Origin of the sequence: Heyndrickxia oleronia (genome assembly GCF_017809215.1) — a bacterium.
GTDB lineage: Bacteria > Bacillota > Bacilli > Bacillales > Bacillaceae_C > Heyndrickxia > Heyndrickxia oleronia.
On sequence record NZ_CP065424.1, the window covers coordinates 2659196 to 2685826 of the forward strand.

Genomic DNA, 26631 nt, shown 5'->3' on the forward strand with positions numbered 1-26631 from the left:
CGGACTTGTTTTGGCATTTGCAACAGATAAATCAAAGGCTGGATCTATTTTTGGTATTATCGGGAATATAATCGCCTTCATTCCAGTTGTTGGAATGTTTATGCATATTTTAATTGGATTAGTGAATATCTATCAAGGGTTACGAAATAAATAATTTTATGGGACTGTTCAAAAGGCGGTCCCTATTTGTGTTCCAAATAGCTTTTTATATCTCATGTTTTATTTTCCAATATATTTTTCTAAAAAGTCAGCAACTCTTGTATAGGCAATAATATTGTTTTTTAATTTGACAAAAAAATGACCCTCATCCTCAAATCGAATATATTGAATTGGATGATTTCGTTCTTTTAATTCGGTAACGATTTGTTCTGTTTCTTCGATTGGAACTCGCGGATCATTAGCACCATGCAATACCATTAAAGGCGCATTGATTTTATCAGTATGATGAATCGGATCAATTTGATCAAAAAACTCCCCATGTTCTTCAATATTACCATATTCTGCTTCTCTTAATTTCCTTCTCCACACACTTGTATTTTCTAAAAAGGTTCTGAAACTAGATATCCCAACAATATCAATGGCAGCTGCCCAAATTTCGGGATAATGCGTTATCGCTGCTAATACCATAAAGCCACCGTAGCTTCTACCCATAATAGCTATTTTTAGGGGATCTGCACTCCCCTCCGTTTTTAACCATTCTACTAAGTAGGTTAGATCCTGTACTGAATCCATCCTTTTTTCGACATCATCTAAATGCGAATAAGTCTTTCCATAACCTGTACTTCCACGAACATTTGGTGTACAAACAGCATACCCCCTATTTAAGAAATATTGCAAAAACGGATTATATACTGCCCTAATTTGGCTTTCTGGGCCCCCATGGACAAATATAACAACAGGTTGTTTTTCTTTGGAATGCTTAGGCTTATAGTAAAATGCAGGTATTTCAAGACGATCAAAGGAGTGAAAATGGATCAATTCTGGTTCAACGAGTTCTGGTTCAATGATTGGTGAACGAGAAACATAGGTCAATCGTTTAATTCTATTCAATTGGATATCTAACTCCCATATATCTGAGGGAAGTGTGGGCCCATTAAATACATATGCTAGCTTTCTATCATCTGGTGAAAAGGTAAGTCTTGTAATTACCCCGATAGGTGTCTCCCATGTGTTTACTCTTTCTTCTTGAACATCGTACAGAATTCCTTTAGAGACACCGCCTTCATTTACCGTATAGGCAAGCTTTTTTTTATCAGAGCTTATCTCTAATCCTTCCAAATCCCACTTTCTTGTGTCAATCCATGAAAGTACTTTCGTTGTGATATTTATACTAGCTAGGCCAGTGAATTCCCTCTCCATATTCGTTAATACATACAATTCATCTCCATCAAAGTTAAATTGTGGAGAATCAAATATGGCTTCGCCTTCATGATAGGTAAGCCAAGTCACTGCACCTGACGCTATATTAAGTAATCCTAAATCATTATCTAAATTGGTGTTTATTTTTTCAATTAATAAGCTGTTTCCTTTGGGATGCCATTTTACGGGTTTAAATAATCCATCACCTTTAAACACTCTTTCACTTTCATACGTTTCAAGATTTTGAACATATATGTCAAAAAAAGCTGGATGTCGACGATTACTTGACCAAGCTAGATATTTTCCATCTGGTGAAACTCCACCAAAGTGATGAATATGTTCAGGTGAGTTGGTTAAAGGCATTAATTCACCATTTTCCTCTAAAATAAAAAGTTGCTGCTTCTCATTGACTCCAACATCCATTCCAACTATTCTCCTGTTGGTCCCAGGAATATATTTTACAAAAATAACTCTTTCATCAGTAAATGAAGCCTGTGTCGGCCATCCTTTACTCATAGTTAGGTCCCACACTTGAGGCAAACCACTATAATTCGTAATAAAAGTTAATTGGTTCCCTTCTGGATGATAAACAGGGTGATCGGCTGTTCGAACGTGTAAAAATTGTTTTACCCCAATGGATTTCATAGATGATTCCCCTTTTTTATATCCGAATGAAGAAGAGGATGGATATAGCCTTGTAATCCTACAAGTCCCAAAACAGTTAAGAGTATTTTTTGGATTCCGAAGTAGGCATCTTTTGAATCAAAATATTCATTCAATGTATGAACACCACCAAAGTCTCCTCCACCACCTAAAGTAACAGCAGGAATTCCAAGACTAATAGCAATATTAGAATCGGTACTACTTGGTGCATCTAATTCTGGTGTAAATCCTAGAGCAAAAGTTGCTGCACATGCTGCTTGAACCAAGACTGAATCAGTACTTTGGGAGCCTGCTGGCCTCTCTCCAACTAATTTTACTTCTACCTGCACCGCTTTATTTCCCCAATGTTTATTTTCAAGTTCTGCAGCTTGATACAAGATTGATAACACATTTTCCACTACTTGTAATAATTCATGTTCTGACGTAGATCGTAAATCAATCATCATTTCCGCTGTTTGAGCAATAGTATTAACCGATGTACCACCTTTTATCGTGCCAACATTAAAGGTCGTCTTAGGCATAATTGGGGTTTTTAAGTCTGCTATTAATGCTATCGCACGACCCAGAGCATGGACTGCACTCGGTAAACCAAAATCACCGAAACTATGGCCACCTGGTCCACGATAGGTTACTTGATAACGACGGCTACCGGTTGCAAGGTAGGTTATTTTCTCAGGGCTCCCAGGTTCAATAGAAATAAATCCATCAATACGATCATAATGTGTGAAAAGATATTTGACTCCCCTCAAATCACCCAGCCCTTCTTCACCAACGGTAGCAACAAATATTAAATTCGCTACCGTATCTATTTCAGCATCGTTTAAAGCAGCGATGAGTGTAAGTAATGCCGCTAACCCTCTACCATCATCTGCAATGCCAGGGGCATAAACCTTACCATCTATAATTTTTGCCTTTACATCTGTTCCTTCTGGGAAAACTGTGTCGAGATGAGCGGAAACGACAAGATTTGGTCCATCCTCCTTCCCAATACGTTCACCAATTACATTCCCCACATGATCTACTTGAACATTCGATAAGCCTAATTCTATAAATCTATTTTTAAAATAATTAGCGCGTTCTTCTTCCTTAAAAGTAGGTGCTGGAATTTGTGTTAATTCAATTTGCTCCATTGTTGTCTGTTCATTATTCAATTTGATAAAGTTTAAAGCTGATTTAACGGACCCATATCTCATTAATTCTTCAAAGTGGTCTTTTATATTTGCTGAAACATGAAAGTCATTGCTTCTATCATTCACTTTATAATCCCCCTTAATATTTTCGATACTAAGAATAATTATATGTGAATGGAACAAATATTTAAACTATTTCGCATGTTGAAATAATTTGGTTTACATAATTATTTTATAGACTATCCGATTTATTTTTTGATATAATTTGGTTTCGCGTTTTGAAATAGTAAATTAGTGAAAATAATAATTTCACAGTTTCTAATGAATCTATTAATAAAAAAAGTTACTCACTATTTATCAAACACATTTTTAGTGGGACCAAAAGTCAAATTGATTTCTATACGGAGAGAAACTATGAAACAAATGAACAAAATCATGCGAACTTTCCTATTAAAAATACAAAAAATGAATCTTCAGTACAAAAAGGACATTTTAGCTAGTAGTTCCTGTTAACTGAATGATTTTAGTCAAATATAAATAAAAAAGGAGATGTCTAATTTTAAATGTGGCAAAAGCCATTTTAGACATCCCCAGAAGTTATAACCAGTTCCTAATTCAACTTTAGATATTAAGATTAATATAAATCCTTCCTTCTATCCTGAAAAACTGGGATACTTTGACGAATGAGATCTACTTCCTCAATTTCTAAATTCGTATAAAAGACTCCTTCCTTCGTTTCATTGCCCATCAGAAGTTTACCCCAAGGTGAAATAACCATTGAATGGCCATTGAATTCATTATTTGGATCAATACCTACACGATTGACAGCTACAACAAAACACTGATTTTCTATCGCTCTTGCTCTCAGAAGCAATTGCCAATGGTCAATGCGTTTCTTAGGCCATTGCGCTACGACGAAGATAATCTTTGTTCCTTTAATACAATGTGTTCTTATCCATTCAGGAAAACGTATATCATAACAGATAACCCCTCCACAACAAATATTATCCATCTCAAATATATTTAGAGACTGCCCTTTTTCCAAATATAAATGCTCATCCATCAATTGAAATAAATGTACTTTATCATAATCAGAGACAATCTCTCCCTTTCGATTCACTCCATACATTGTATTATAGAATTGGTTCCCTTTTTTTGTCGCCACTGAACCTCCAATAATATTCACTTGGTAATTTTTGGCCAGTTTAATTAATAGTTGTTTTGTTTTTTCTCCATTTCTATCTGCTAATTGATCCATTTGGTCAAGTGCATATCCTATATTCCACATTTCGGGAAAAACAATCACATCTGCTTTGGAATGTGCTGCTTCTTCGGTAAACTTTATGACTTTATCTCGATTTTTCTCTGGTTCACCAAAAGCAATATCCATTTGTATACATGCAATTTTCATTTCCTCATCCCCCTAGACATATTTGTTTAAAGATTATAAAATTTCAATTAAAACTGCAATTAAAAATAGTACTTTTTCAATAAAATTTAAGATGTTCCAAAACAAAGGTGGAGAGTCTATGGATTATTCAAATCGATTAAAAAAATTACCTAATCAGTTTTTCGCTTCACTTGTCAGTAAAGTTAATCAAGCAATAGCCGAAGGTCGAGACATCATTAATTTAGGACAAGGGAATCCTGATCAACCTACACCTAATCATATTGTTAAAGCATTGCAAAGGGCAGTTGAAGATCCACAAACACATAAATATTCACCCTTTCGAGGACTATTCGAATTAAAAAAAGCAGCATCTAACTTTTACAAAAAACAATTTAATGTTGATATAGATCCTGAAACAGAAGTATCAATACTTTTTGGTGCAAAAGCAGGTCTTGTTGAATTACCGTTCTGTTTACTAAATGATGGTGATCTTATGCTCTTACCCGATCCAGGATATCCTGATTACTTATCTGGTGCTGTATTAGCGAATGTCAATTACCAAACCTTTCCTCTAAAAAAAGAGAATAAATTTTTACCAGATTACAACGCTATTCCAGTCGAGCAAAAACAAGCTGCTAAGTTGATGTATTTAAACTACCCTAATAATCCAACTGGTGCTACGGCAAATCATGATTTTTTTGAAGAAACAGTAGATTTTGCATTTAAAAATCAAATTACTATTGTACACGACTTCGCCTATGGTGCGATCGGTTTTGATGGAAAAAGACCCATTAGCTTTCTTGAAATAAAAGGTGCTAAGAAGGTTGGAATAGAAATGTATACACTTTCGAAAACATATAATATGGCTGGTTGGAGAGTTGGTTTTGCTGTCGGTAACCCAATAGTAATTGAAGCGCTAAACCTACTTCATGACCATATGTATGTAAGCCTTTTTCCAGCTATACAACAATCTGCCATTACAGCACTAACGAATGATCAAAAATGTGTTGAAAAACTTGTCAACCTATATGAACAAAGGAGAAATTCTTTCATTCATGCTTGTTTAGAAATTGGGTGGAAGGTTGATTCACCAGCGGGCTCCTTTTTCGCTTGGCTTCCAGTTCCAGAGGGATATACGAGTGAAGAGTTCGCAGACTATCTCTTAGATAAAGCAAATGTCGCTGTTGCCCCAGGTATTGGCTTTGGAAAAAATGGAGAAGGATTTGTTCGAGTGGGTTTGTTGGAGGATACAGATCGGCTCGTAGAAGCAGTAAAACGTATTGGAAAATTAGGGATCTTTTTATAAGGCCCTTTTCTCAAGGAATTTACAAAACAACAACAGAAAACTCATTTTATAACTGAAGAATCATGTGAAAAAATCCCTTTCATTAAAACTAAAATTGAAAGGGATATCTTGATTATTCTACCAATATATTATTCATTAAATTTATTAATTTTTTTCATTGAAAGCTAAGAAAGTTATTAAACTCATCATAGATCGGCTATTTTTTCAGCAATTGAGAGAATTTATTCATTTATGCTAACTGACTTGTTGTTCCTTATATTATTGCTCATTTGATAAGGATCATATAAAACTTTGCCATCAATCATAGTAAGTTCTACGTTAATATCCTTTATTTTCGAAGCTTGAACCTTCATTAGGGACTCACTTAAAACAACAAAATCAGCGAGTTTTCCTACTTCTATGCTACCCTTGATATTTTCTTCAAAGCTTGCATAGGCACCATTCCATGTGTATGCTCTTATAGCTTGTAAAACACTTATAGATTGTTTTTTTCCTACTGCTGTTCCAAGATGAGACTCTCTATTAACCGCAGCATGAATACCTAATAATGGATCGACCATTGTAACGGGCGCGTCAGATCCAAAAGCGGCAATGATTCCTTTTTCAATATAATCACGAGCAGGGTACATCACTTCTACTCGATCTCCGTAATATTCCAGATACTTCTCCCCATTTACATACATAAAAACAGGATTAGGAATAATAACAACGTCCAACTCCTGCATCCTTTCCTGTAAATCAAGTGGTGCTATTCCCGCATGTTCTATCCGATGACGATGGTTCTTACGTGGATGTTCAGATAAAGCCTTCTCGAAACAATTTAAAAGCATTTCTATTGCCCTATCCCCTTGAGCATGGGCAGTAATTTGGTAACCATTCTGATGTGCTTCACCTAAAATTCGATTCAACTCTTCTTGACTGTAATATATCACCCCGTAGTCATCTGCCTTATGGTTATAAGGTTCACGAGTAGCAATTGTTGGTCCAGTACTACTCCCATCTGTAAAAACCTTTGCTGGTCCAATTTTGAATCGTTCATTACCAAGTCCCGTTATTGGACCCGCTTCAACCATTTTTTTTACAAAATGATGTGAGTTTGTTAAGGAACCGATGATCGCATATACACGAACTTTTATTTCATTCGCATTGATTGCTTGCTGCATAATACGAATCGTTTCCGAACCTTCTCCATATGCTCCAGCATCATGAATACTAGTAATTCCTTTTTTTATAAATTCGTCAGACGCAAGCTTCATCCCTTTTCTCAATTCTTCCTTAGAATAACTCGCATATTCAAATAAATTCATATGTGCATTTTCTATCAATTTTCCAGTGAGGGAACCATCCATGTTTCTTTCAATGATACCACCTTCAGGATCTTTCGTACCTTGCGTTATTCCAGCTTTTTCTAAAGCCAAACTATTCACAATGGAGGTGTGGTTACACGTTCGAATCACAACAATCGGATGATCAGTTGAGATTTCATCAAGCTCTTCCTTTGTTGGACATCTATTTTCTTTTACTAAAGATTCACTAAACCCCCATGCACGTACCCAATTTCCTTTCGGTGTTTCTTCCGCTTTTATTCTCAAATCCTGAAATATATCTTTCAATGAGTGAATATGAGGTTCAATGCAGCTAACACCTAAAAGATTTGTCCCATATATGGTCAAATGCAAATGAGCATCTATAAATCCAGGAAGAAGTGATTTTCCATTTAAATCAATACATTTTGTATCCTTTGTGACATAAGGGCGAATATCAGCTTTAGTTCCAACAGCGATGATTCGATTCTTTTTCACTGCTACACATTCCACAATTCTATTTTCGGCATCAACTGTAATAACCTCTCCATTGAAAAAAATAATATCCGCCTTCATATACTTCTCCCTCCATTTCCAATTTGTATTGAATAAATTCGTAATAAATATTTATTGGTTTATTTTTATGCAGCATCCACATAATTTTTAGCTGCTTCTAGTTGTGGTTTTGTTGCATAACATACAATCACCATAACCACAATATTTGCAATCAACCCTAATATTCCTGCATGTATCTCAAATGGAGTGGTTGTTGCTACTAGTTGAAAATAGTAATTTACTATTGTTCCAACAATTAGACCTGAAATAACTCCTGAAGCAGTCGCTCTCCTCCAATACAAAGCACTATATACAGCTGGTGCAAATTGAACAATCGAACCATATGCACCAAGTAGTAATGCAACTAAACCTTGCCCGCCAAATACAGTAATATAATAGGATAAAGCACCGATGACAAAAACGCCTAATCTCATAATAAGCAAGGTATTTTTATCGGAAATATGTTTCCATATATTTTTTATCACACCATCAGTAACCTCTAAGGATGCACTATGAGTGATAGCATCAGCAGTTGACATTGCAGCAGCAAGTGCACCAGCACCAACGAGTCCGTAAACCCAGCCAGGTAAATTCATAATGGTTGTAATTAAATATGGTAAAATTTGATCTGGGTTCGCTATTTTCTCTGAATCAACAACACCTTCAGCGGCAAATCCGACTAATAATAATGGAACGAGAAAGAGGGCAAAAATAGGATAGGCAAGTACCGTCTTCTTAATAGTTCGAGAATTGGAAGCATATGATTTCGTAAATAAATGGGGCCACATAAGAAAGCCGATGACAGAAACTAAGATGGTCGTTGAATAAGCGACAGTCCCCATATTTGAACCGTCTTTTCCTATTTGTAAAAAAGCTGGCGATTCTTTAGCAATTTTAGCGAACATTTCAGTAGTTCCGCCATGTAATTGATGGACAATTGAAAGACCAACAACCCATGAAACAATAATCATTAATAAACCTTGAAATACATCAGACCATGCAGCTGCTCTTAATCCTCCTGTTGCGACATAAATGACAACAATTCCATAAGATATTAGCGCACCTAGCCAGAATGGAATTCGTCCCTCAGTCATTACATCAAATATCAAAGCCATCCCCGACATTTGAGTTGCTAAATATTGAACAGAAGCAAATAAGGCAATCACGCCTATAAGAATAGCAAGTAATGGACTGTTGTACCTTCCTTTTAAAAAAGCTGAAATGGTATAATATCGATTCTTTTTTCCGATTTTCCCGACTTTTGGGCCAATAATATACCAAGGCAAAATGGCAAATGCGGTATAAGCAATAATATATAAAGATGGAGCTCCTTTTGAATATGCCCATCCCGGCGCTCCTAAAAAAGAAAATGCACTAAATACTGCACCGCCCATTAAGAACCACATAACAAACAAACTAAGTTTACCGCCTGCAACAGCAAATTCATCGAGAGAGCTACCGTCTCTACCTCTACCAGCCATAACTCCTACAATAAGTGCAATTACTAAATAACCAACCATCATAATAAGTGCGATCTGCCATCCGGGCATTATTCATCCCCCTCTTCATGCTTTTCTGGATCTAGAATAAATAGAACAATTAAGGCAAGAAATGTAATAACTATCCATAAAATGACCCAAAAGAAAGAAAAAGGTAGACCAAAAATTATTGGTGTTGCACGATTCCCAATCTCAAATAGAGGAAAAAGTAAAAGAAAAAAAGGAATCAATGTAGTGATCCCAAAAATCGTATGAAATCTTCGTTTACTCATCGTCCATCTCCTTTTTCGTAAATTTTTATTGATAGCAAGGAGTTTTATGACTATGGTACTCATAAAAAAACGTGATACTTTTCACCTCTCCTCCTTTTCCTCCATTTTGACTATCACTATGAGTATATGAAAAGGGGTTGTATATTAAATGTTACATAATGACTAAATAAATTTATTTACTGTTACACTTTATGTCTAGTCGCCCAGGTTCATTTTACTTGGACTACCTATTCTTTATAAAACAATTTCTCAAACATTACTGCTATTTAAACAAATTTTTGATGAGTAAATATCCGCTGAGGAATGCTATTTTCTTTATTTCAACTAAAAAAAAACCATCAATCCTTTGTTGGGTGTAAAAGCAGTAGTCAGGCTTTTACAAGCAAAAAAATAAAAGCGCCTATGTAAGGCACCTTATTAGTAGTTTAGTATTTTTTCCCTTTTATTTAACTACAAAGTATTCATTCAGAAGAGTTCTTCTTAAAATACTTTTAATTGATAGGGTTAATCACTTTACTTGTTACGTTTGATTAATATTTACCACTTTTTTTATTATATAGTTTTATATTCAGTTAATGTTTATGGACGAAAAATTAAATCATTTATATTATAAATAATCTGGAAAAACTTAGCGCTCAGTAATGCGTACCTTATTGCTTATACATTTGAATTAATTTGGTTATAATTCTAGTAGAAATGGAGTGAATAAATTTGTTCCGATTACTTTTGTATTTAGGAATCATCTTTTTGTTGATATTTTCCTGGCCATCATTAAAAAAAGAGTTGGCAACCTCTGATTTTCATAAAACGGTGGAGTCTATAGAAACCAATTTAAAAAATATGAAAGAAAATATTAATTTAGAAGAAAGAATTAAACCTGTATCCGATAAGGTCAAGCAAATAATCAGTGATATCGGTTTTGATATTAAGGAAAAGCAAAAAATAGAGCAAAAAGAGTTGGATAAGGTAAAACTAACAACACCATCTAACCAAATGTTTTCAATTAATAATATTGAATTAGGTGATGCAAAAAAAGATATTGAAGGAAAGCTTGGTTCAGCAAAGCGGGCTTCGCAAAATGAATATGGTGAAGATTGGTATGCTTATCATAAAGATTATCATCAATTTTTTATGGTAATGTATGATCAACAGAATAGGGTTAATGGATTATATACAAATCAAAATTTAATTTCCTCAACCAATGGGATTAAAATAGGAACATCAAAAGAAATCGTTCGAAACAGGCTTGGAAAACCACTAACCAGCATTCAAAAAGGATGGATCATTTATAAATTTCAAAAGCAGAGTGATTATGACGTTTTTTTAATTAATGATGTGTATATAACTATTTTTTACGATAAATATGAAAATAATACAGTTACAGCTTTACAATTGATTAGTAAAGACTTGGAAGATAAAAAGAAAGACTATTATACAATAGCGAACCAATCATTAGAAAAAGGCTTTGAATATCAATTATTTGATTTAACCAACTCTGCGAGAGTCAACCACCAATTACCAATTCTGACTTGGGATCAGCATGTCAAAGGCACTGCTCTTGACCATAGTAGAGACATGGCTAAAAATAATTATTTTGATCACACAAATCTTAAAGGCCAATCACCATTTGACCGGATGTCTCAAGATCATATTTCCTTCATTTTAGCTGGGGAAAATATTGCATATGGGCAAATGAGTAGTATTTTCGCACATGAAGGATTAATGAATTCAATGGGCCATCGTAAAAACATTCTTCAGAAGGATTATGAATATATGGGCGTCGGCGTTGCTTTCAATAATGAATCACAACCTTACTATACACAGAATTTTTATGCAAAATAAGAATTAGGATTATAGAATAGGATAAATTATATACGAGCAATTATACTTGCTCAATATCTCGTCGGGAGTGATGTATCATGGCAAGAAACAAACTTTTGGTTCCTGGTGCGGACAAAGTTCTGGATCAAATGAAAGAAGAAATTGCCAATGAGTTTGGAGTTCAACTTGGTGCTGATACGACCGCACGTGCTAATGGTTCAGTTGGAGGCGAAATGACAAAACGTTTAATTGCTTACGCTGAACAATCATTAAGAAATCAACAAGGTGAGTAGCCTGTGATTTCAAAAAAAAGGGTACCATAATTAATTATGGTACCCGCTTTTCATAAGGCTGTTTTCGTATAGTTTGTTGCTTTTGTAAAAGCCCAACTACCGGCTTTTACTCCCAATAAAGGATTCTAGCGGTTATTATGGGAAATGCAGCTCTTTTCTCAGTAAAATGAAACGTGTAGCGGTCCTCAGTTGATATTTATTAGTTATAACTATACTTAAATAGCAACAATGTTTGAGAAAAGAGCCTTTAATAAAGATAAATAATACTTTTAGAATTGCTTCCTAATCGAATAATTGAGAAATTTCCTTCAAGGCATTTTGAGCATCTCTTTCAGGATTTAAACAATTAATCATTTCTTCATTAATAGGCAATCCTGAATAAATTTGCTTTACTATTTCTTTTTGAATCGTTTGTTCATAATAACATTCAGCCCATTCAATATATTCATCTGCCGTCGTATAAATGGCACCTAATAAAAATTCTGATCCGTCATCCTCTCCGTTAGGAATATGTACATCTCCCATTTCCCAAGATGATGCCCCTGTTTCTCGCCAAATACAAAATGTAACTTCTTCTTTTTCTAGTGGCTCATCTTCAAGATATTTCAATAGAGAATGTGGTGTTTGATCATATATTCCAGGGTATACTTCAAATTCTTCCCTAGCATGCGGGCTTAGAAAAGATTCATGATCGAATCCTTTCATTATTATTCCCGCTTCAGTAAAAATAATAAATAAAACATCCCCTGCACCATTATCAATTGTGGCAAGAGAAATATTCTTATCCCATTGATTATCAAACATGTGATAACGTAGCCAATCTTCTTCACAAAAAATAATGTCTAGGGCAGCCTGTATTTTCAATAGATGTTTTAATTCAGCTGGTTCAGGTATTTGCTTCATTATAATCCCTTCCTTATCAACCTAAGAATTGATGCCATATGTCACTTTCCTCATCTGTCATTTCACCAATAATCGTCGAAAAATCAATTTTTCTATGAAAAAGATCTTTTAATATATTAAATTGACTAAAGGATCCTGTAATTCTTTCTAGTGATTCAGACATTGCAACCACTGATAAATTTTGAATGGATGAATGATTTAATTCTAATGCTTTCAAACTAGTTATTTTTCCTAGGAATGTTCCATCTTCTATTGTAGTATCTTTTAGCTTAATTTCTCTTAATGTTTGAGAGGATTTCAAACCATCTAAACCGGTTAAATGACTATTGATAAGTTCTAAAGATTGTAATTGAGTTAATTTACTTAATAAATTCAAATCGTCTTCGGAAAAATCGTTCATTTCAAAGATTTTCAAGTGTTTTAGAGTATGTATTGTTGAAACTGCCTCAAGTTGTTTTACATTATAGATAGAGATGGAAAGAGTTTCTAGTGATTTACATTGGGATAAAGCAGTATAGTCTTCAATTTCTGTTTCATGCATATCCAATTCCTTAAGTGATGGAAGCTTAGCTAATTGTGTACAATCTTTTACTTTTGATCGATTAATATTCAAAAATTGCAGATGTTCTAAATTTGATAGAACGTGTAAATCAGAGATAGGTGTGTGGGCAAGATATAGCTTTTTCAGCGACAACATATTTTTTAAAGGTTCTAGAGTAGTTATATGATTTCCGCTTAAAATTAACTCCCTCACCTCCGTACACTTTGTTAAAGGATCAATATTTGTAAGATTTTCGCTCATCAAATAAAGTTTTTTTATCTTTACGAAATCGATTGGATTATTCACTCTTGCTTTAATTATTTCTAACCATTGATTATCTAATTGTTCAAGCCAATTTTTTATAACTATATCTGAGTTACCTGATTTTATAGGTTTTAATACAGGAAGTTCCAATGATCGGATAACATCTAAAAAATGGATATTTTGATTGGCTCCATAACTCCAATATGTGTAATCTTCTTCATGATGAATGGTATATTTCCTATTCTTTAAAGTGTGGTTTATAAATTCTAGTAAATCACTAAGTTGTTCAGCAATCACATATTTTATTTCCTCATCACGACCAAAATTAATAACTTGTCCACAGGTTCCTTTTACATCTGGATCAATATCTATTCCGATATGGTTGCCCCCGTAATCTTTACTAATGGGTATCCAATTTCTATTAATATATCTTTCTTTAATATAATTAGTGGGAATTGAATAAGAATCTCCTTCTAATGCATATTCCTCCTCTAGATCTGCCCAGATTTTCCACTCTTGTAACATATCTTCTAAAGTAAGAAATGGTAAACCGAAAAACAAACCGGGTCCGTTTTCATTTTCCCCGTTATGTAAAAGATAAAGTGCACGTAATTGTTCTGGGAAAATAAGATTCATTTGCTTTTCCACACTTTGAATTTCTAACTCAGTCGCAGGTGGATTCAAAAATGATGGAAAAACGTGTTTCAGTTTTTCTCTAATTTCACATATAATCGACTGCATTATGGTTACTCCTTCCAAAAATTTAAACTAATTTATATTATTTAATTAAATGTCATATGATATAAATTATTGCTTACTTCTACAATGAGCTCCTTCAATTCTAATACGTCCATCCATTCTTTAGGAATGACATTAAAGCCATAATGAGCTCCCAAAATATTTCCACAAATTGAACCTGTGGAATCACTATCACCATCATGGTTAACAGAGAAAGCTAATGATTTTTTGAAATCTGCTTCTATAAGACTACAGTATAGTGAAATGGCTAATGCTTCCTCTGCTATCCATCCTTCACCAATAATAGATATTGCTTTTTCAGGTTCAAGTTCTTTTGCTGACAGCTCCAGTGCAAGATCCAGAGCAGCTAAACATTCTTCATGATTAGTATGCTTTTTTAAAATGGATAAAGCTGTCATGGTACTATCTAAAATCGTCTTACCATTAACAAGTTCTGCGATTATTGTTGCAAATGCACCAGCTGACAGGTAGCCAGTCGGATGCCCATGAGTAATTGCAGCAATATCAGAACCTATTTTAAACGCATATTCAGGTTCTTTATGTAAAAATAAGCCTACAGGAGCCACTCTCATAACACCACCACAACCTTTACTTTGATTAATCGGTTGTTCGATGGATCCCATTCTTCCACTACCGAGTGCAGATAGACAAGTATTTCCTGGTGCCCGATTGGAAAACAACTCCCTATAATCAAGAAGACTACTATTCTCTTCATGTAATTGCTTTTTTAGCCAAACTTGATCTGTCTCAGTAGGTAATGTTCCTGTTTGTGTGTAATACCAACGTAAATAGGATTGATAGGTTCCACTCCCAGCATAGGAACCTATTCCTCTCATTCTCATTCGATTATATGCCCAAATGAGACCATCTGCAGTAAAAAGTGTCATTTGTGTATCATCGGAAATAAGTGCTTTACCTTTTTGACTGTTCTTTTCCAATTCTGTTATTCCACTTTCACCGAAAATCGATTTGATTTCTTCAAGTTTTTTAAATTCGACTTCATAGCCCAATGCATCACCGATCGCCCCACCAACTAGAGTTGCAATAAATATTTCTCTTGTTGTTTTCAATAAACCACCTTCTTGTAACTTATCATTAAAAGAACATTGATATATTTTATTATCAATGTTCATTATATATTATTTCTCGATAATTCTATTTATAAATTGTAGTGTGTTTTCAATAATGATCTGCTGGTCATTATCTAGTGTAGCAACATGATAACTATTCTTTAACTCTATTAATTCCTTTTCCTTAGAAGAAATATGCTCAAATATCAATTGGGAGTTATCAGGAGGTACAACATGATCCTCCTTTGATACAAAAATTAAAGTGGGACAAGTAACCTTACTTAAATCTTCCTTGACCACTTTCATTAATTGTACAATTTGTTGAATTGATTTAGTCGGCGTTTTTTCATAGGCTAATTCTTTCACATTTGGCTTTTTAATATCTGAGCCAATCGCATCCAAAAAACGGACCTCAGATTGTGCAGCAACATCAGCCATCATTGGTATATCAATAGCTGCATTAATAGGAATAATCCCTTTAATATCAGGGTATGTCTCAGCCATATAAAGGGTTAAAGTTCCACCCATGGATAGTCCTGTTACAAAAATAATATCACAACGTTCCTTTAACCAATGGTAGCCCTCCTCAATAGATTTGACCCAATCCCTATAGGTAGAAGCTTCCATATCTAAATAATGAGTACCATGACCTAACAATCTAGGGACGCAAACAGTATATCCTTTTTCTGCATATGCCTCACCAAGCGGTTTCATGCTTTGCGTAGTCCCTGTAAATCCATGAGAAACAAGAATTCCGATACGATTTCCTTCAAAAAATAAAGGACTTGCATCTGGTAATATCATATAATTTTTCGACATAAACTATCCCTCCATAGCAGAATAATACTAATACAGTTATTCGCTACAGTTCATTGAAACCCTTCTTTAATTTTGACCTTAAAAAAGGGACAAGAACCTTGCCCCAATAAAGCGACCCTTTTCGATTTTCTTCTTATATGAAATTGTATTAAGCTTTGTAAATTCATCAATATCCCATGGATATCCAAAACCCCCAAGAACACTTAGCTTATTGTCCACAAATAATATATTCGGAACTTTATTAACTGTTTGATCAATGACATGTGTCATCCCACTATCATTTTTCAATCAAAAAATAAAGCCTATCCTTAAAGAATCACCCAAAATTCATTTTATGGAGATACAATAAAAATTAATGATATATTTATTTCGAAACAACTTTCTTCTCGATTACGGGTGGCTGTTTCTCTTGGTCTTCATAAAAAAGGGCAAAGTTTGGGTTAACTGAGCCAACCCCTAAATATCTTGCCTTATAGTCTTTTAGTAGTTCAAAGAATTTTTTGCTTAAAAGTAGAATAATAATCACATTGATAAAAGTTGGTATCGCTGAAGTAATATCTGCAAAATACCACACTGATTGACCAGGAATTCCATAGCTAACTGCATAAATAACCATAGCAGTACCTGGAATCGGATAGATGATATTATATAATTTTAAGAAACGATTCTTCCATTTTAAATGTTTCGGATTTTTAAATAGATGACGTAACAACACTTCATAATATACATACCACCCAGAAGTAGTGGTTAGACCAAAGAGAAAAATAGAAATAGTAACAATAATTCTACCGAATCCACCTACCCCATCCTCGAAGGCTGATAAGGTCAATTCGGCACCAGATAAGCCAGAAGACCATTTACCGGTAATTATAATAACCAAAGCAGTTATCGTACAAACAATTAACGTATCAACAAAAACTTCAAATGATCCCCAAAGTCCTTGTTTAATTGGATGATCAGTTTTAGCGGTTGCATGCACCATTGGGGATGTACCCCACCCCGCTTCATTACTATATACAGAGCGAGCGATTCCTAATCGGATAACTTGAACAACAGCTGCACCAGCAAATCCACCAACTGCTGCTGTACCATTAAAAGCACTTGAAAAGATTAATCCCAAAGCACTACCTATTTCTGTAAACCTACTAAAAATAATATATAAACCAGCTAAAAGATAAAAAAGACACATAAATGGAACTAATTTCGTTGCAATTTTACCAATATGTCTGATTCCGCCATATACCATGTAATAAACAAGAAGGAGATAAATAATCGATACCGGAATCATGCCGATTTTAAAAGTGGAACTAACGGCTTCGGAGATTGTATAGTTTTGTAGAGTAATAAAGAAGGTTGAAAAAATGCCTAATCCAAATAGAAACGCGGGAATCATCCAATATTTAAAATTTCTTTCTTCTCCTAGCCCTTTTTCCATATAGTAGGTCGGTCCTCCATATGGGTCACCATTTTCATCTGTATTTCGATAATAAACGGATAGGGTTACTTCAACTGTTTTAATTAGCATCCCAATTAATGCACTGCACCACATCCAAAACACCGCACCTGGTCCACCGACCGCGATTGCGGTCGCTACACCTCCAATATTTCCTACACCTACTGATCCCCCAATTGCTGTACTGACTGCTTCAAAAGGAGAGAGGATGCCTTTTGCATTGTTTTTATCTTTTTTCCTAAGAATAAGTCCAAAAGTTTGTTTCATAATATGAGGAAAATAACGAAATTGAAATAATTTACTCCTTAAAGTAAAATAAAATCCTGCAAATAATATCGTAAAAATAAGTGGCAGTCCCCATAAAAAGGTCGACACGCTTTCTAGTATTGTTTCCATTTCCACTCCTCCATTTTTAAGTTGAAATTACTGTTTAAATAATTTATATAAAGAGGCTACTAATAAGTAGCCCCAGCCTTTTCATATGTTACCTTTCCACCAATTACCGTTTGCACAACCTCTGTTGATAAAATTTCATCTGGATTCTTAAATTCAAATATGTTCTTTGATAAAACTGTCATATCTGCAAACTTCCCACGAGTAATCGTACCTTTACTATTTTCTTCATTCGTTGCGTATGAACCACCAATAGTAAATAATTTAATAGCTTCATCAATAGATAGTTTTTCTGTTGGATTCCAACCACTATGTGTTTCACCAGGTGCCCTCCGTGTGACAGCTGCATGAATACCTAATAGAGGATCAATTGGTTCTACTGGTGCGTCTGATCCACCTGCACAGATGACACCTGATGATAATAATGTTTTCCATGCATAAGAAAGTTGCATTCTGGATTCACCCAATCTATCCTGAACCCATGGGAAATCTCCCACAACAAATCTCGGTTGAATATCAACAATTCTACTAGGTTTTTTCAAACGTGGAATTAATTCTTTACGTAGAACTTGAGCATGAATGATACGATCGCGATAGGCAACTGCTGGGAATTGGTCTAGTATATCTAGTACATTTTCAAGTGCTTGATCACCTATCGTATGAACAGCAATAGGCATTGCAAGCATCCTTGCTTCCTGGATAATTGAATACAAGGTTTCTTGATCAAACATTGCATCTCCAACTGTAGAAGGATCATCATGATATGGACTCGATAATAATGCCGTTCTTCTTCCTAAGGCGCCATCAGCGAATATTTTTATTGCTCCAATTTGTAAATGATCATTTCCAAAGCCCGCGTACATTCCTGTTTCACGAAGCTCCTTCATATACATATAATCAATCAATAAATTACATCTCAATCCTAATTGTTCTTCATTAATTAATTCATCATAAATTTGATAAGTTTGAAAGAATCCATTAAGGAAAGCAGGATCATTTGTATGGACACTAGTAAGTCCTTTTTCCATGGCAAACTTGATTGCCTGATGAACAGCTTTTTTTAATTCCGAATAAGATTTTTCAGGGATATATTTATTTATTAGTTCAGACGCAGATTCCAGTAATAATCCCGTTGGCTTTCCAGTCCTCTCATCTAATACTATGGTTCCCCCTTCTGGAACAGTCGTATTAGGATGAACATGGCATATCTCTAATGCTTTACTATTAACTAAAAATGCATGTCCACAAATTCTAGGTATGTATATCGGACAATGTGGGGCTACCAAATCTAATTCTTCAATTGAGGGAATAGAAGAATCGATAAATAAATTTTCATCCCAGCCCCTCCCCAATAGCCATTCCCCTGGTTGAAGTGAATTCGCTCGTTCCTTTATTTTTTCTAGCAACTCCTTTTTGGATTGAACCCCAGTAACATCTAAATTCAAAAAGCTCATCGCTACACCTGCTATATGGACATGACTTTCAATCAATCCAGGTATGACAGTTCTTTCTTGTAAATCGATCACCTTCACATCGTGTCTTCCCCATTGCAGCAACATATCAGATGTTGTACCCATATCAATAATTCTTCCATTTGTTACTACTACAGATTGAACCAACGGAAACATTTGATCCATCGTATAAATCTGACCATTAGTAAAAATAGTAATCGTCATTCAAGCATCTCCTTTACTCCCTCATTTATTTAAATAATGCTTCAAATAAATCAAATCACCTTGAACATTCTATAAATTCTTTTATAATTTATTCGCGTCATAAGAAATATTTCCCTTTAATTAATTTAATTATTTTAAATATTTATATTTTTGAAAAACATAAAGTTACTCAGCCCCTAAAATCTACTATAGATGTATCGTTCACAATCTGGGTTTGTTTCGTTATAATAGAAAAGTATGTTAGAAGTCGTTCATATTGAAATAAATAATAATTGATTAATCAATGCTTCGGCATATCAAATACAGTTAATCACTTTATTTTTGTGAGGAGGAACATTTATTGACTATTACTACAGGAGAATCACTGGTTACAGAAATCCGTCAATTAGATGCCAAAGGATCTGGACAAGCTGTCGTTTGGCGTGAAAATGAACTAGGGAATCCCAAAAAATTAAAGCTTACAATCCCTCAAACACTACCGGGAGAAAAAGTAAGAGTAACAGTTGATCAACCAGAAAGAAGAAGAAGAAAGGCGATCCCTGAAGAAATTTTAGAGGCTCATCCGGAAAGAGTGGCACCACCATGTATCCATTTTGAGCGTTGTGGAGGCTGCGTATGGCAGCATTGGCAATATTCAGGACAGCTACAGCAGAAAACAAATCATGTAAAACAGGTACTCGAAGCTCAAGGTTTTAATCCAGATCTTGTTCAAGATACAATTGGAATGAAGAATCCTTGGCATTATCGCAATAAGATGGAATTCACCTTTGCTCCAGACGGGTCGCTTGGACTTCACGAGCAAGGAAATTTCCGTAAAATTATCTCATTAGAAACATGTTTAATCGCTGGCGAAGAAATGGTAGAAGCGGCAATGGAAGTAGCAAAATGGTCCAAAGAGTATCAATTAACTGGATACAATAAAGATACTCATGAAGGCCTACTTCGCCACTTAATGGTTCGTCAATCATTTGCCACTGGCGAAATGATGCTTGCATTATTTGCAACTGAGGGTCCAAATGAGCATCTTGACAAAGCAGCAAAAAATTTAGTAGAACGAATTGAAAAGAAATTCCCTCAGGTCAAAAGCTTGTTATGGCTTGAAAATACAGATTGGGCAGACCGAACTCAATCAGAACAAACCCATGTACTTGCAGGCCGTGATTTCATTTATGATGAAATGGCAGGATATCGGTACAGACTTTGGTTCGATACATTTTTTCAAACCAATCCAACACAAGCGCAGAAATTAGTTGAGCTTGCTATAGAAATGGGGAAACCGAAGGAATCCGAAAAAATGATTGATCTTTTCTGTGGCGTTGGTACATTTTCACTGCCTTTTGCAAGTAGAGTAAATAAACTTGCAGGTATTGAAATCGTTGAAACCTCAATTGAATCAGCAAAAAGAAATGCACAAGATAATGGGATATCCAACACATACTTTTTGGCTAAAGATGCGAGAAAGGGTATTGACCAAGTCTTAGAAAGTTTTGGCCATCCTGAGTTACTTATGTTAGATCCCCCTCGTTCAGGTGCTGGTGGCAAGGTTATGAGAAGAATTGGTCGTTCCAAGCCAGAAAGAATTGTCTACGTATCCTGTAACCCAGATACCTTTGCAACAGACATCAAAGAGCTGGAACCTTTTGGATACACACTTAAACAAGTACAACCAGTGGATTTATTCCCCCATACAGTACATGTTGAATGTGTTGCATTACTTGTAAGAAATGAAGAATAATTGATTGTAGATAAAGTCAAAGCCCCATAACCAAGTATTTCTTGGATATGGGGCTTTGACTTATGAATTACTTGAACCAAACTGTTTTTTCTTCAGCAGAAATTCTCTTTGCTTGAATATTAAAATCCTTTTTAGAATAACCAATATAAATAAGTCCGATGATTTTGTCGCTTTCTTCTAAATTTAAATAAGTATTTAATTCAGGCTCATATGCAATATCTCCAGTTCGAACGATTGTGGATATTCCCTTCTCTTCTGCAAGAAGAAGTAAATTTTGCATTGCACACCCCGCAGCTACCACTTCTTCTATTTCAGGTACTTTTCCAGAAGGACTTGCTGCTAAGATTATAATCGCTGGTGCTCTTAAAGGCCCTTTTTTAGCTTTTTCAATCTTTTTTCGTGCCTCTTCTTCATCTAATCCCTTTGTTTTTCCTTCCATAATTCGTGCCATTTCATTTCCTAACTTTACGCGACCTTCCCCTTTGACGACACGAAATTTCCATGGTTCTGTTTTCTTGTGGTTTGGTGCCCATGTTGCTGCTTCTAATAATTCAAGAATGACGCTATCGGGTACATCTGTTTGCTCAACTGCACCTATCGAACGTCGATTTTTAATTAAATCTAAAATTTCCATAGTTAGTCGACTCCTTATTATGTACTCTCTTTATAAATTATATTTTCATTATAATCGAAAGACGTTGGATTTTTCCAATATTCTCCCTTATACGATTTTGTAAACAATTTTCTTTTTACATCATGATATAATTACTATATTGATAAGTTTTATAGAAAGGATAATAAAATGAAAAAACTTAAAATCATCCTCCCAATTGTGATTATCTTTCTGGTTGGTGTATACTTCTTTATTGGAAATTATTTTTATAATTTTGCTTTAAATGCAAATCAGAAAAAAGATTTTTTAGATGGTAATCCACATTTGGCAGCATCAAAAACAGTAGACAACGAATTGATCGAAAAAAATAAAATTGAAGATGCAACTTTCACTCATAACCATACTGCTAATACTATAAAAATATCCTCTGCTGATCAATTAAAATTATCTGCTCGATTGTATGAGAATAAACAAACTTCTCATCATTGGGCAATTGTGGTCCATGGCTACAGCGGCAATAATACCCAGATGATTCGATATATTCGCCATTTTTACGAAAATGGGTACAATGTTTTAGCGCCTGATCTACGGGGTCATGGCGAAAGTGAAGGTAAATATATTGGAATGGGTTGGGATGATCGGAAAGATATGCTCCTTTGGATCAATCAAATTATTGAAAAGGACCCAAATGCAGAAATTGCTTTATTTGGTGTTTCAATGGGAGGAGCAACAGTTATGATGACATCAGGTGAAAAATTACCAAAAAACGTCAAAGTAATTGTTGAAGATTGTGGATATTCTTCAGTCATTGAAGAGTTTACCTATCAACTTGATGATTTATTTCATCTACCTAAATTCCCATTCATTAATGCAGCTAATACCATTACAAAAATTCGTGCAGGTTATGATTTAAATGATGCAGATGCTGTAAAGCAGGTAGCTAAAAGCAAAACCCCGATCTTATTCATTCACGGTGACAATGATAGCTTTGTCCCTTATAAAATGTTAAATAAAGTTTATCATGCGGCAAAGGTTGAAAAAGATAAACTAATCATTCGTGGTGCTGGACATGGAGAGGCAGAAAAAGTGAATCCTGAATTATATTGGAGTACTCTATGGAAATTTGTTGATCAATATATTTAATTAAAGTTTATTTTCAAAAAAATCCGAGGCTATTTTGAAGCTAAGTACTTTTACTTAACTTAAAAATAGCCTCTCGTATTTATTCTGTGAAATCTTGAAGATTTTCTTCTTCACTTTCCAACATTCCATATAAACCGTTCATAGCTTGTTCCTCTACATTCGCTTCTACTCCACTGTTATTATTAACTTGAGATTCGATTATATTCTCTTCATTATTATTTAAATTTTGTCTTTTCATTCATTTCACCTCTATTATAGATTGTCTAAATGATGGTGAAATATACACAAGCATATAATTATTATTAGACTAAAAACGTTAAATCTTTATGAGTATTTTTGCTTTTATTCATTCTTTTCCATAAGAAAATAGTATACACGAACAAGATAACGATAATAAGAATTGGATAAAGAGGTGATGCTTCTACATTTCCCATAAAATTCAAAAAATTATTAAAGCCATGAAAAAATATGGTTAGTAGAATGGATTGATTATTTATTATTAAAAGAGAAAGAACCAACCCTACTAAAAATGCGTAATCCCAAATAGAAAACTAGAGAGGATGACAGCATTCTTCATCCCTTTATATAACAACATTTTTAGCATAAATCCACGAAAAAAAGTTTCCTCAATGAAGGCAACGATCAATACTTGCATAATGAACATTAGAAATACATTCGATAATGACGAAAGATTTAATCCTTTATTTCCAATTACAATAAGGATTAAGACAATCAATAAAGGAAAAAAGAAAAATAAACTTTTCTTCGTTAATTTTTTGCTAAAAAAGTAAGTATCCCATTTCCTCTTCCAAGTAAGATAGAAAAATATACCTAGAGCAAGAGGTACTAGACCAATAAATTGTAACACTGGATTGGCGGGCTCAGTAATCGTTGAATATGCACCATTTCCTGTGTAAAATACCATCAATAAAAACCTCTAGTCCAATAATTTTCAAAACAATATTTTTGGTCATTCTATTCCCACTTTCCTATAAATGTTTAAAAGTCATTATATACTATTAATTCATATATTAAAATTTAATATTCTGAATTTAAAATAAAAAAACCATCATCCGCATTTAAGGATGATGGTTTTTTTTAATTCCCGCTAACAATTTCTTTTAGAATTTCATATGATCTTATTTGTTTTACCGGATCAAAAATATATGATACTGCCATTATTTCATCAACATGGTAATTAGTTTGGAAAGAAGTAAGTTGTTCTTTAACCGTTTCTTTACCTCCCATGAATGTCATACTTGACATGGACTCAATCATTTCCTTCTCCATTGGATTCCAAAGTTCATCCATATTTTGAACAGGAGGCTGCAAATGATCTCTTGTGCCCCTAACGACATTTAAGAAAAATTGCTGCATTGAGGTGGATAAAGATGCTGCTTCCTCATCTGTTTCAGCAGCAATCACATTTAGACAAACCATCATATATGGTCGTTCTAAATACTTGGAAGGCTGAAATTTCCTTCGATATATTTCAATCGCTTCTTTCATATGTTTTGGAGCAAAATGGGATGCAAATACATATGGTAACCCCATGCTCGCTGCTAAATGAGCTGAATCCGTAGAAGAACCTAATATATATATTGGAATATTTGTATCTACACCTGGAAATGCCCTTACATAACTTTGTTGCTCTTCAGGACCAAAATAAGTAAGTAGTGCTTTCACATCGTCAGGAAATGTATAAACTGAATCACTTTTAGATCTTCTTAAGGCACTCGCAGTCAGCATATCAGTACCAGGTGCTCGACCAAGACCAAGGTCTAAACGATTGGGATAGATTGTTTCCATCGTGCCAAATTGTTCAGCTACTACTAATGGTGAATGGTTTGGCAGCATTACTCCTCCTGAACCTACACGAATAGTTTCGGTATTTTCCAATGTATGCTTAATGAGTATCGAAGTTGCTGAGCTAACGAGCGATGAAGAATTATGGTGTTCTGCAATCCAATAACGTTGATAATCCAGTTTTTCTACCGCTTGGGCAAGTTCTACCATAGAATTGATTGCGTCTTTTGTGGTTTGCCCTTTACGTATTGGTACCAGGTTTAAAACTGATACAGGTATATGAATATTTGTCATATCATCTTGTTTCCTTTCATTAATTGAATACTAATATACTATCAATTCACTTTTAGAAAACAAACTCATATGCTCATCGATAATTTTAATTTTTTGTTAGTTAAAATTTTATTGGATAGGTTTATAGCTTTTTTGAACGCATTCCTTTTAATATAGTAACTTTATTCGATTTCATCATGTCTTTGTATGATTTACTATCAACAGCGTAAACGGCAACTTTCCCCTGTTCATCATAATGTATACCCCAACCATATTTTTTAACTAAAGGAGAAGCTCTAAAACATGCCTTGGGCTTACTAAAAAATTCTTCTCTTAATGTATCTAGAGAATTGGATTCAATATTATTTTTTATTAAATATGTTTTAAATAGTATGTCCTGTTCAGTAAATTTATATGGGTTCGTACTGATTAAATCATATTCTATAGAAGCTATTGTAGGGCGACCTTTCTTTGGAAGTGGCTTGATAGCCGTTGTCACTTTAGAATCTTCAGATACTGCATTGAAGGTATTTTTATAACTCATAGCTTTATCACCTTTCATTTACTATTTAATATTAATTATTCTAACCATTCTTAAAATTTAATTCCTATTTTTTCAAAAAGCTAGCTAAAGTATTAATAAATAAGTATAGTTAAACTTTTTGAGAACCGTCAAAGACTTTATTGGTGATAACGTCTTTACTAAAGCTACGTATAGTTGTTCACTATGAGAACTTTAATTATATACTCCGTTCACCATTTTATTAAGAAAAGTACTAAAATATTTTGATGCTTCAAGCATTCTTGGTCCGTACCAAAACATTTCTCCCTCAACAATAATCGGAACTACATTAGGAATAAACTTCATAAATTCTTGTTTATATTTATCACTGTAGGGAAAGGGTTCTGTTGCCAAAAAGACAAAATCTAAATCTGCGTCTTGAAAATCCTTTATAGTAACAATTGGATATCTATCACTTTTTGTTGCAAATGGATTTATAAACCCTAATTTTTCTAATACCGAATGAATATATGTATCATTACCAACGACCATATATGGTTTTCTCCAAATAACATAAGCTACCCTTTTTCCACACACACTTGGGATTTCTTGAAATTGATATTTTATCCTTTCAATTAATGTTCTCGCCAATTCTTCCCGGTTGGTTACTTCACCTATATCTCTAATCATTCGATAAGCATCTTTTATCGATTGAATCTCTGCAACAAAAACAGGAAATTCACGTTCCAATTCTTCAACAATTTCCTTCGTATTTTCTTCCTTTTCCGCAATAATTAGATCGGGTTTTAATTCGCGAATGACTTGCAAATTAATTTGTTTCGTACCACCTACGACTGAGGCATTTGAAACCTTATCTTTTGGAAAGATGCAGTATTTTGTTCTTCCCACCACCTCGTTTTCAAGCTGTAAAGAATAAAGGGTATCAGTTATTCCAGGACATATTGAAATGATCCTTTTTGGTGGAAACTGATATTCAACGATTCTACTAAGATGATCTTCTATCATTTTTCTCATGCAAACAATCCTTTCATGCTAAGTGATGAAGGAAATTCACGAATCCACCTTCAT

General features: G+C 34.3%; 25 protein-coding genes. 6 read left to right on the forward strand and 19 right to left on the reverse strand.

The annotated features are described in order from the left end of the window. Positions 1-10 precede the first annotated feature (10 nt). The gene (locus I5818_RS26065; protein WP_235849556.1) at positions 11-154 is read left to right on the forward strand and encodes a hypothetical protein; all 144 of its coding nucleotides are present in this window, start codon (positions 11-13) and stop codon (positions 152-154) included. A gap of 65 nt (positions 155-219) precedes the next feature. On the opposite strand, the gene I5818_RS13280 is transcribed toward I5818_RS26065, so the two are convergent. The 3 genes from I5818_RS13280 to I5818_RS13290 form a co-directional block, all read right to left on the reverse strand. Further along, positions 220-2004, reverse strand: coding sequence for a S9 family peptidase (locus tag I5818_RS13280; RefSeq protein ID WP_078109502.1), 1785 nt, complete (start codon positions 2002-2004; stop codon positions 220-222). Continuing rightward, complete coding sequence (locus I5818_RS13285; RefSeq protein ID WP_235849555.1) at positions 2001-3278, reverse strand: M20/M25/M40 family metallo-hydrolase; 1278 nt, start codon at positions 3276-3278, stop codon at positions 2001-2003. The genes I5818_RS13280 and I5818_RS13285 overlap by 4 nt, the downstream gene beginning before the upstream one ends. 508 nt (positions 3279-3786) lie before the next feature. Next, positions 3787-4563: a carbon-nitrogen family hydrolase gene (locus I5818_RS13290; protein WP_071975855.1), complete on the reverse strand. Its 777-nt coding sequence runs from the start codon at positions 4561-4563 to the stop codon at positions 3787-3789. 118 nt (positions 4564-4681) lie between these two features. Between I5818_RS13290 and I5818_RS13295 the strand changes: the two genes are divergently transcribed. Beyond that, on the forward strand, positions 4682-5848 hold the full coding sequence (locus I5818_RS13295) for a pyridoxal phosphate-dependent aminotransferase (RefSeq protein ID WP_078110059.1): 1167 nt from the start codon (positions 4682-4684) through the stop codon (positions 5846-5848). Between the two features lie 221 nt (positions 5849-6069). On the opposite strand, the gene I5818_RS13300 is transcribed toward I5818_RS13295, so the two are convergent. The 3 genes from I5818_RS13300 to I5818_RS13310 all read right to left on the reverse strand — a co-directional run bounded on the left by I5818_RS13300 (position 6070) and on the right by I5818_RS13310 (position 9478). Beyond that, positions 6070-7728, reverse strand: coding sequence for an amidohydrolase (locus I5818_RS13300; RefSeq protein ID WP_078110058.1), 1659 nt, complete (start codon positions 7726-7728; stop codon positions 6070-6072). Between the two features lie 65 nt (positions 7729-7793). Continuing rightward, a complete protein-coding gene (locus I5818_RS13305) occupies positions 7794-9257 on the reverse strand; it encodes a sodium:solute symporter family protein (protein ID WP_078110057.1) in 1464 nt (487 codons plus the stop codon). Beyond that, a complete protein-coding gene (locus I5818_RS13310) occupies positions 9257-9478 on the reverse strand; it encodes a DUF3311 domain-containing protein (protein WP_058003794.1) in 222 nt (73 codons plus the stop codon). Before I5818_RS13310 ends, I5818_RS13305 begins: the two co-directional genes overlap by 1 nt. 711 nt (positions 9479-10189) lie before the next feature. Between I5818_RS13310 and I5818_RS13315 the strand changes: the two genes are divergently transcribed. After that, positions 10190-11320, forward strand: coding sequence for a CAP domain-containing protein (locus I5818_RS13315; RefSeq protein WP_079991206.1), 1131 nt, complete (start codon positions 10190-10192; stop codon positions 11318-11320). Between the two features lie 77 nt (positions 11321-11397). Next, a complete protein-coding gene (locus tag I5818_RS13320; protein ID WP_058003796.1) occupies positions 11398-11592 on the forward strand; it encodes an alpha/beta-type small acid-soluble spore protein in 195 nt (64 codons plus the stop codon). 282 nt (positions 11593-11874) lie between these two features. Here the strand turns inward: I5818_RS13320 and I5818_RS13325 are convergent, their stop codons facing one another. The 7 genes from I5818_RS13325 to I5818_RS13355 all read right to left on the reverse strand — a co-directional run bounded on the left by I5818_RS13325 (position 11875) and on the right by I5818_RS13355 (position 19470). Beyond that, positions 11875-12495 (reverse strand): hypothetical protein, encoded by a 621-nt coding sequence (locus I5818_RS13325; protein ID WP_071975853.1) that lies wholly within the window; start codon positions 12493-12495, stop codon positions 11875-11877. A 16-nt stretch (positions 12496-12511) separates the two neighbouring features. Next, positions 12512-14041: an SMI1/KNR4 family protein gene (locus I5818_RS13330; protein WP_244975348.1), complete on the reverse strand. Its 1530-nt coding sequence runs from the start codon at positions 14039-14041 to the stop codon at positions 12512-12514. Between the two features lie 41 nt (positions 14042-14082). Further along, a complete protein-coding gene (locus I5818_RS13335; protein WP_139358176.1) occupies positions 14083-15129 on the reverse strand; it encodes an ADP-ribosylglycohydrolase family protein in 1047 nt (348 codons plus the stop codon). Between the two features lie 69 nt (positions 15130-15198). Beyond that, entirely contained in the window at positions 15199-15948 is a 750-nt protein-coding gene (locus I5818_RS13340) for an alpha/beta hydrolase (RefSeq protein WP_071975850.1), read from the reverse strand. Positions 15949-16026: 78 nt separating this feature from the next. Next, positions 16027-16236 (reverse strand): hypothetical protein, encoded by a 210-nt coding sequence (locus tag I5818_RS13345; RefSeq protein WP_078110736.1) that lies wholly within the window; start codon positions 16234-16236, stop codon positions 16027-16029. 76 nt (positions 16237-16312) lie between these two features. After that, positions 16313-17797 (reverse strand): alanine/glycine:cation symporter family protein, encoded by a 1485-nt coding sequence (locus tag I5818_RS13350; protein WP_071975849.1) that lies wholly within the window; start codon positions 17795-17797, stop codon positions 16313-16315. 59 nt (positions 17798-17856) lie between these two features. Continuing rightward, positions 17857-19470 carry an amidohydrolase gene (locus I5818_RS13355; protein ID WP_078110735.1) on the reverse strand — a complete coding sequence of 538 codons (1614 nt, stop codon included), beginning with the start codon at positions 19468-19470 and terminating at the stop codon, positions 17857-17859. 340 nt (positions 19471-19810) lie between these two features. On the opposite strand from I5818_RS13355, the gene rlmD reads away from it, so the two are divergent. Beyond that, a complete protein-coding gene (rlmD, locus tag I5818_RS13360) occupies positions 19811-21205 on the forward strand; it encodes a 23S rRNA (uracil(1939)-C(5))-methyltransferase RlmD (RefSeq protein WP_058003802.1) in 1395 nt (464 codons plus the stop codon). 67 nt (positions 21206-21272) lie between these two features. Here rlmD and I5818_RS13365 read toward each other — a convergent pair whose 3' ends face one another. Further along, entirely contained in the window at positions 21273-21839 is a 567-nt protein-coding gene (locus I5818_RS13365) for a nitroreductase family protein (protein WP_058003803.1), read from the reverse strand. 168 nt (positions 21840-22007) lie between these two features. Between I5818_RS13365 and I5818_RS13370 the strand changes: the two genes are divergently transcribed. Next, positions 22008-22961, forward strand: coding sequence for an alpha/beta hydrolase (locus I5818_RS13370; RefSeq protein WP_071975846.1), 954 nt, complete (start codon positions 22008-22010; stop codon positions 22959-22961). A 79-nt stretch (positions 22962-23040) separates the two neighbouring features. Here I5818_RS13370 and I5818_RS13375 read toward each other — a convergent pair whose 3' ends face one another. From I5818_RS13375 to I5818_RS13395, 5 genes are all read right to left on the reverse strand, one after another. Further along, on the reverse strand, positions 23041-23199 hold the full coding sequence (locus I5818_RS13375; RefSeq protein WP_139254854.1) for a DUF4021 domain-containing protein: 159 nt from the start codon (positions 23197-23199) through the stop codon (positions 23041-23043). A gap of 285 nt (positions 23200-23484) precedes the next feature. Continuing rightward, positions 23485-23886 (reverse strand): CPBP family intramembrane glutamic endopeptidase, encoded by a 402-nt coding sequence (locus I5818_RS26070; protein WP_235849852.1) that lies wholly within the window; start codon positions 23884-23886, stop codon positions 23485-23487. Between the two features lie 173 nt (positions 23887-24059). Continuing rightward, positions 24060-25061, reverse strand: a complete 1002-nt coding sequence (locus tag I5818_RS13385) for an LLM class flavin-dependent oxidoreductase (protein WP_058005332.1) — start codon at positions 25059-25061, stop codon at positions 24060-24062. 121 nt (positions 25062-25182) lie between these two features. After that, positions 25183-25584: a DUF6157 family protein gene (locus tag I5818_RS13390; protein ID WP_209391754.1), complete on the reverse strand. Its 402-nt coding sequence runs from the start codon at positions 25582-25584 to the stop codon at positions 25183-25185. 192 nt (positions 25585-25776) lie between these two features. Further along, positions 25777-26577, reverse strand: a complete 801-nt coding sequence (locus I5818_RS13395; RefSeq protein WP_058005334.1) for an ABC transporter substrate-binding protein — start codon at positions 26575-26577, stop codon at positions 25777-25779. Between the last annotated feature and the right edge of the window lie 54 nt (positions 26578-26631).

Coding starts and splice junctions, on each gene's coding strand:
- I5818_RS13295 (WP_078110059.1), top strand. CDS start 4,682: ATGGATTATTCAAATCGATTAAAAAAATTACCTAATCAGTTTTTCGCT.
- I5818_RS13310 (WP_058003794.1), bottom strand. CDS start 9,478: ATGAGTAAACGAAGATTTCATACGATTTTTGGGATCACTACATTGATT.
- I5818_RS13365 (WP_058003803.1), bottom strand. CDS start 21,839: ATGGAAATTTTAGATTTAATTAAAAATCGACGTTCGATAGGTGCAGTT.
- I5818_RS13305 (WP_078110057.1), bottom strand. CDS start 9,257: ATGCCCGGATGGCAGATCGCACTTATTATGATGGTTGGTTATTTAGTA.
- I5818_RS26070 (WP_235849852.1), bottom strand. CDS start 23,886: ATGGTATTTTACACAGGAAATGGTGCATATTCAACGATTACTGAGCCC.
- I5818_RS13375 (WP_139254854.1), bottom strand. CDS start 23,199: ATGAAAAGACAAAATTTAAATAATAATGAAGAGAATATAATCGAATCT.
- I5818_RS13320 (WP_058003796.1), top strand. CDS start 11,398: ATGGCAAGAAACAAACTTTTGGTTCCTGGTGCGGACAAAGTTCTGGAT.
- I5818_RS13290 (WP_071975855.1), bottom strand. CDS start 4,563: ATGAAAATTGCATGTATACAAATGGATATTGCTTTTGGTGAACCAGAG.
- I5818_RS13300 (WP_078110058.1), bottom strand. CDS start 7,728: ATGAAGGCGGATATTATTTTTTTCAATGGAGAGGTTATTACAGTTGAT.
- I5818_RS13280 (WP_078109502.1), bottom strand. CDS start 2,004: ATGAAATCCATTGGGGTAAAACAATTTTTACACGTTCGAACAGCCGAT.
- I5818_RS13350 (WP_071975849.1), bottom strand. CDS start 17,797: ATGGAAACAATACTAGAAAGCGTGTCGACCTTTTTATGGGGACTGCCA.
- I5818_RS13395 (WP_058005334.1), bottom strand. CDS start 26,577: ATGAGAAAAATGATAGAAGATCATCTTAGTAGAATCGTTGAATATCAG.
- I5818_RS13340 (WP_071975850.1), bottom strand. CDS start 15,948: ATGTCGAAAAATTATATGATATTACCAGATGCAAGTCCTTTATTTTTT.
- I5818_RS13355 (WP_078110735.1), bottom strand. CDS start 19,470: ATGACGATTACTATTTTTACTAATGGTCAGATTTATACGATGGATCAA.
- I5818_RS13370 (WP_071975846.1), top strand. CDS start 22,008: ATGAAAAAACTTAAAATCATCCTCCCAATTGTGATTATCTTTCTGGTT.
- I5818_RS13390 (WP_209391754.1), bottom strand. CDS start 25,584: ATGAGTTATAAAAATACCTTCAATGCAGTATCTGAAGATTCTAAAGTG.
- I5818_RS13325 (WP_071975853.1), bottom strand. CDS start 12,495: ATGAAGCAAATACCTGAACCAGCTGAATTAAAACATCTATTGAAAATA.
- I5818_RS13330 (WP_244975348.1), bottom strand. CDS start 14,041: ATGCAGTCGATTATATGTGAAATTAGAGAAAAACTGAAACACGTTTTT.
- I5818_RS13385 (WP_058005332.1), bottom strand. CDS start 25,061: ATGACAAATATTCATATACCTGTATCAGTTTTAAACCTGGTACCAATA.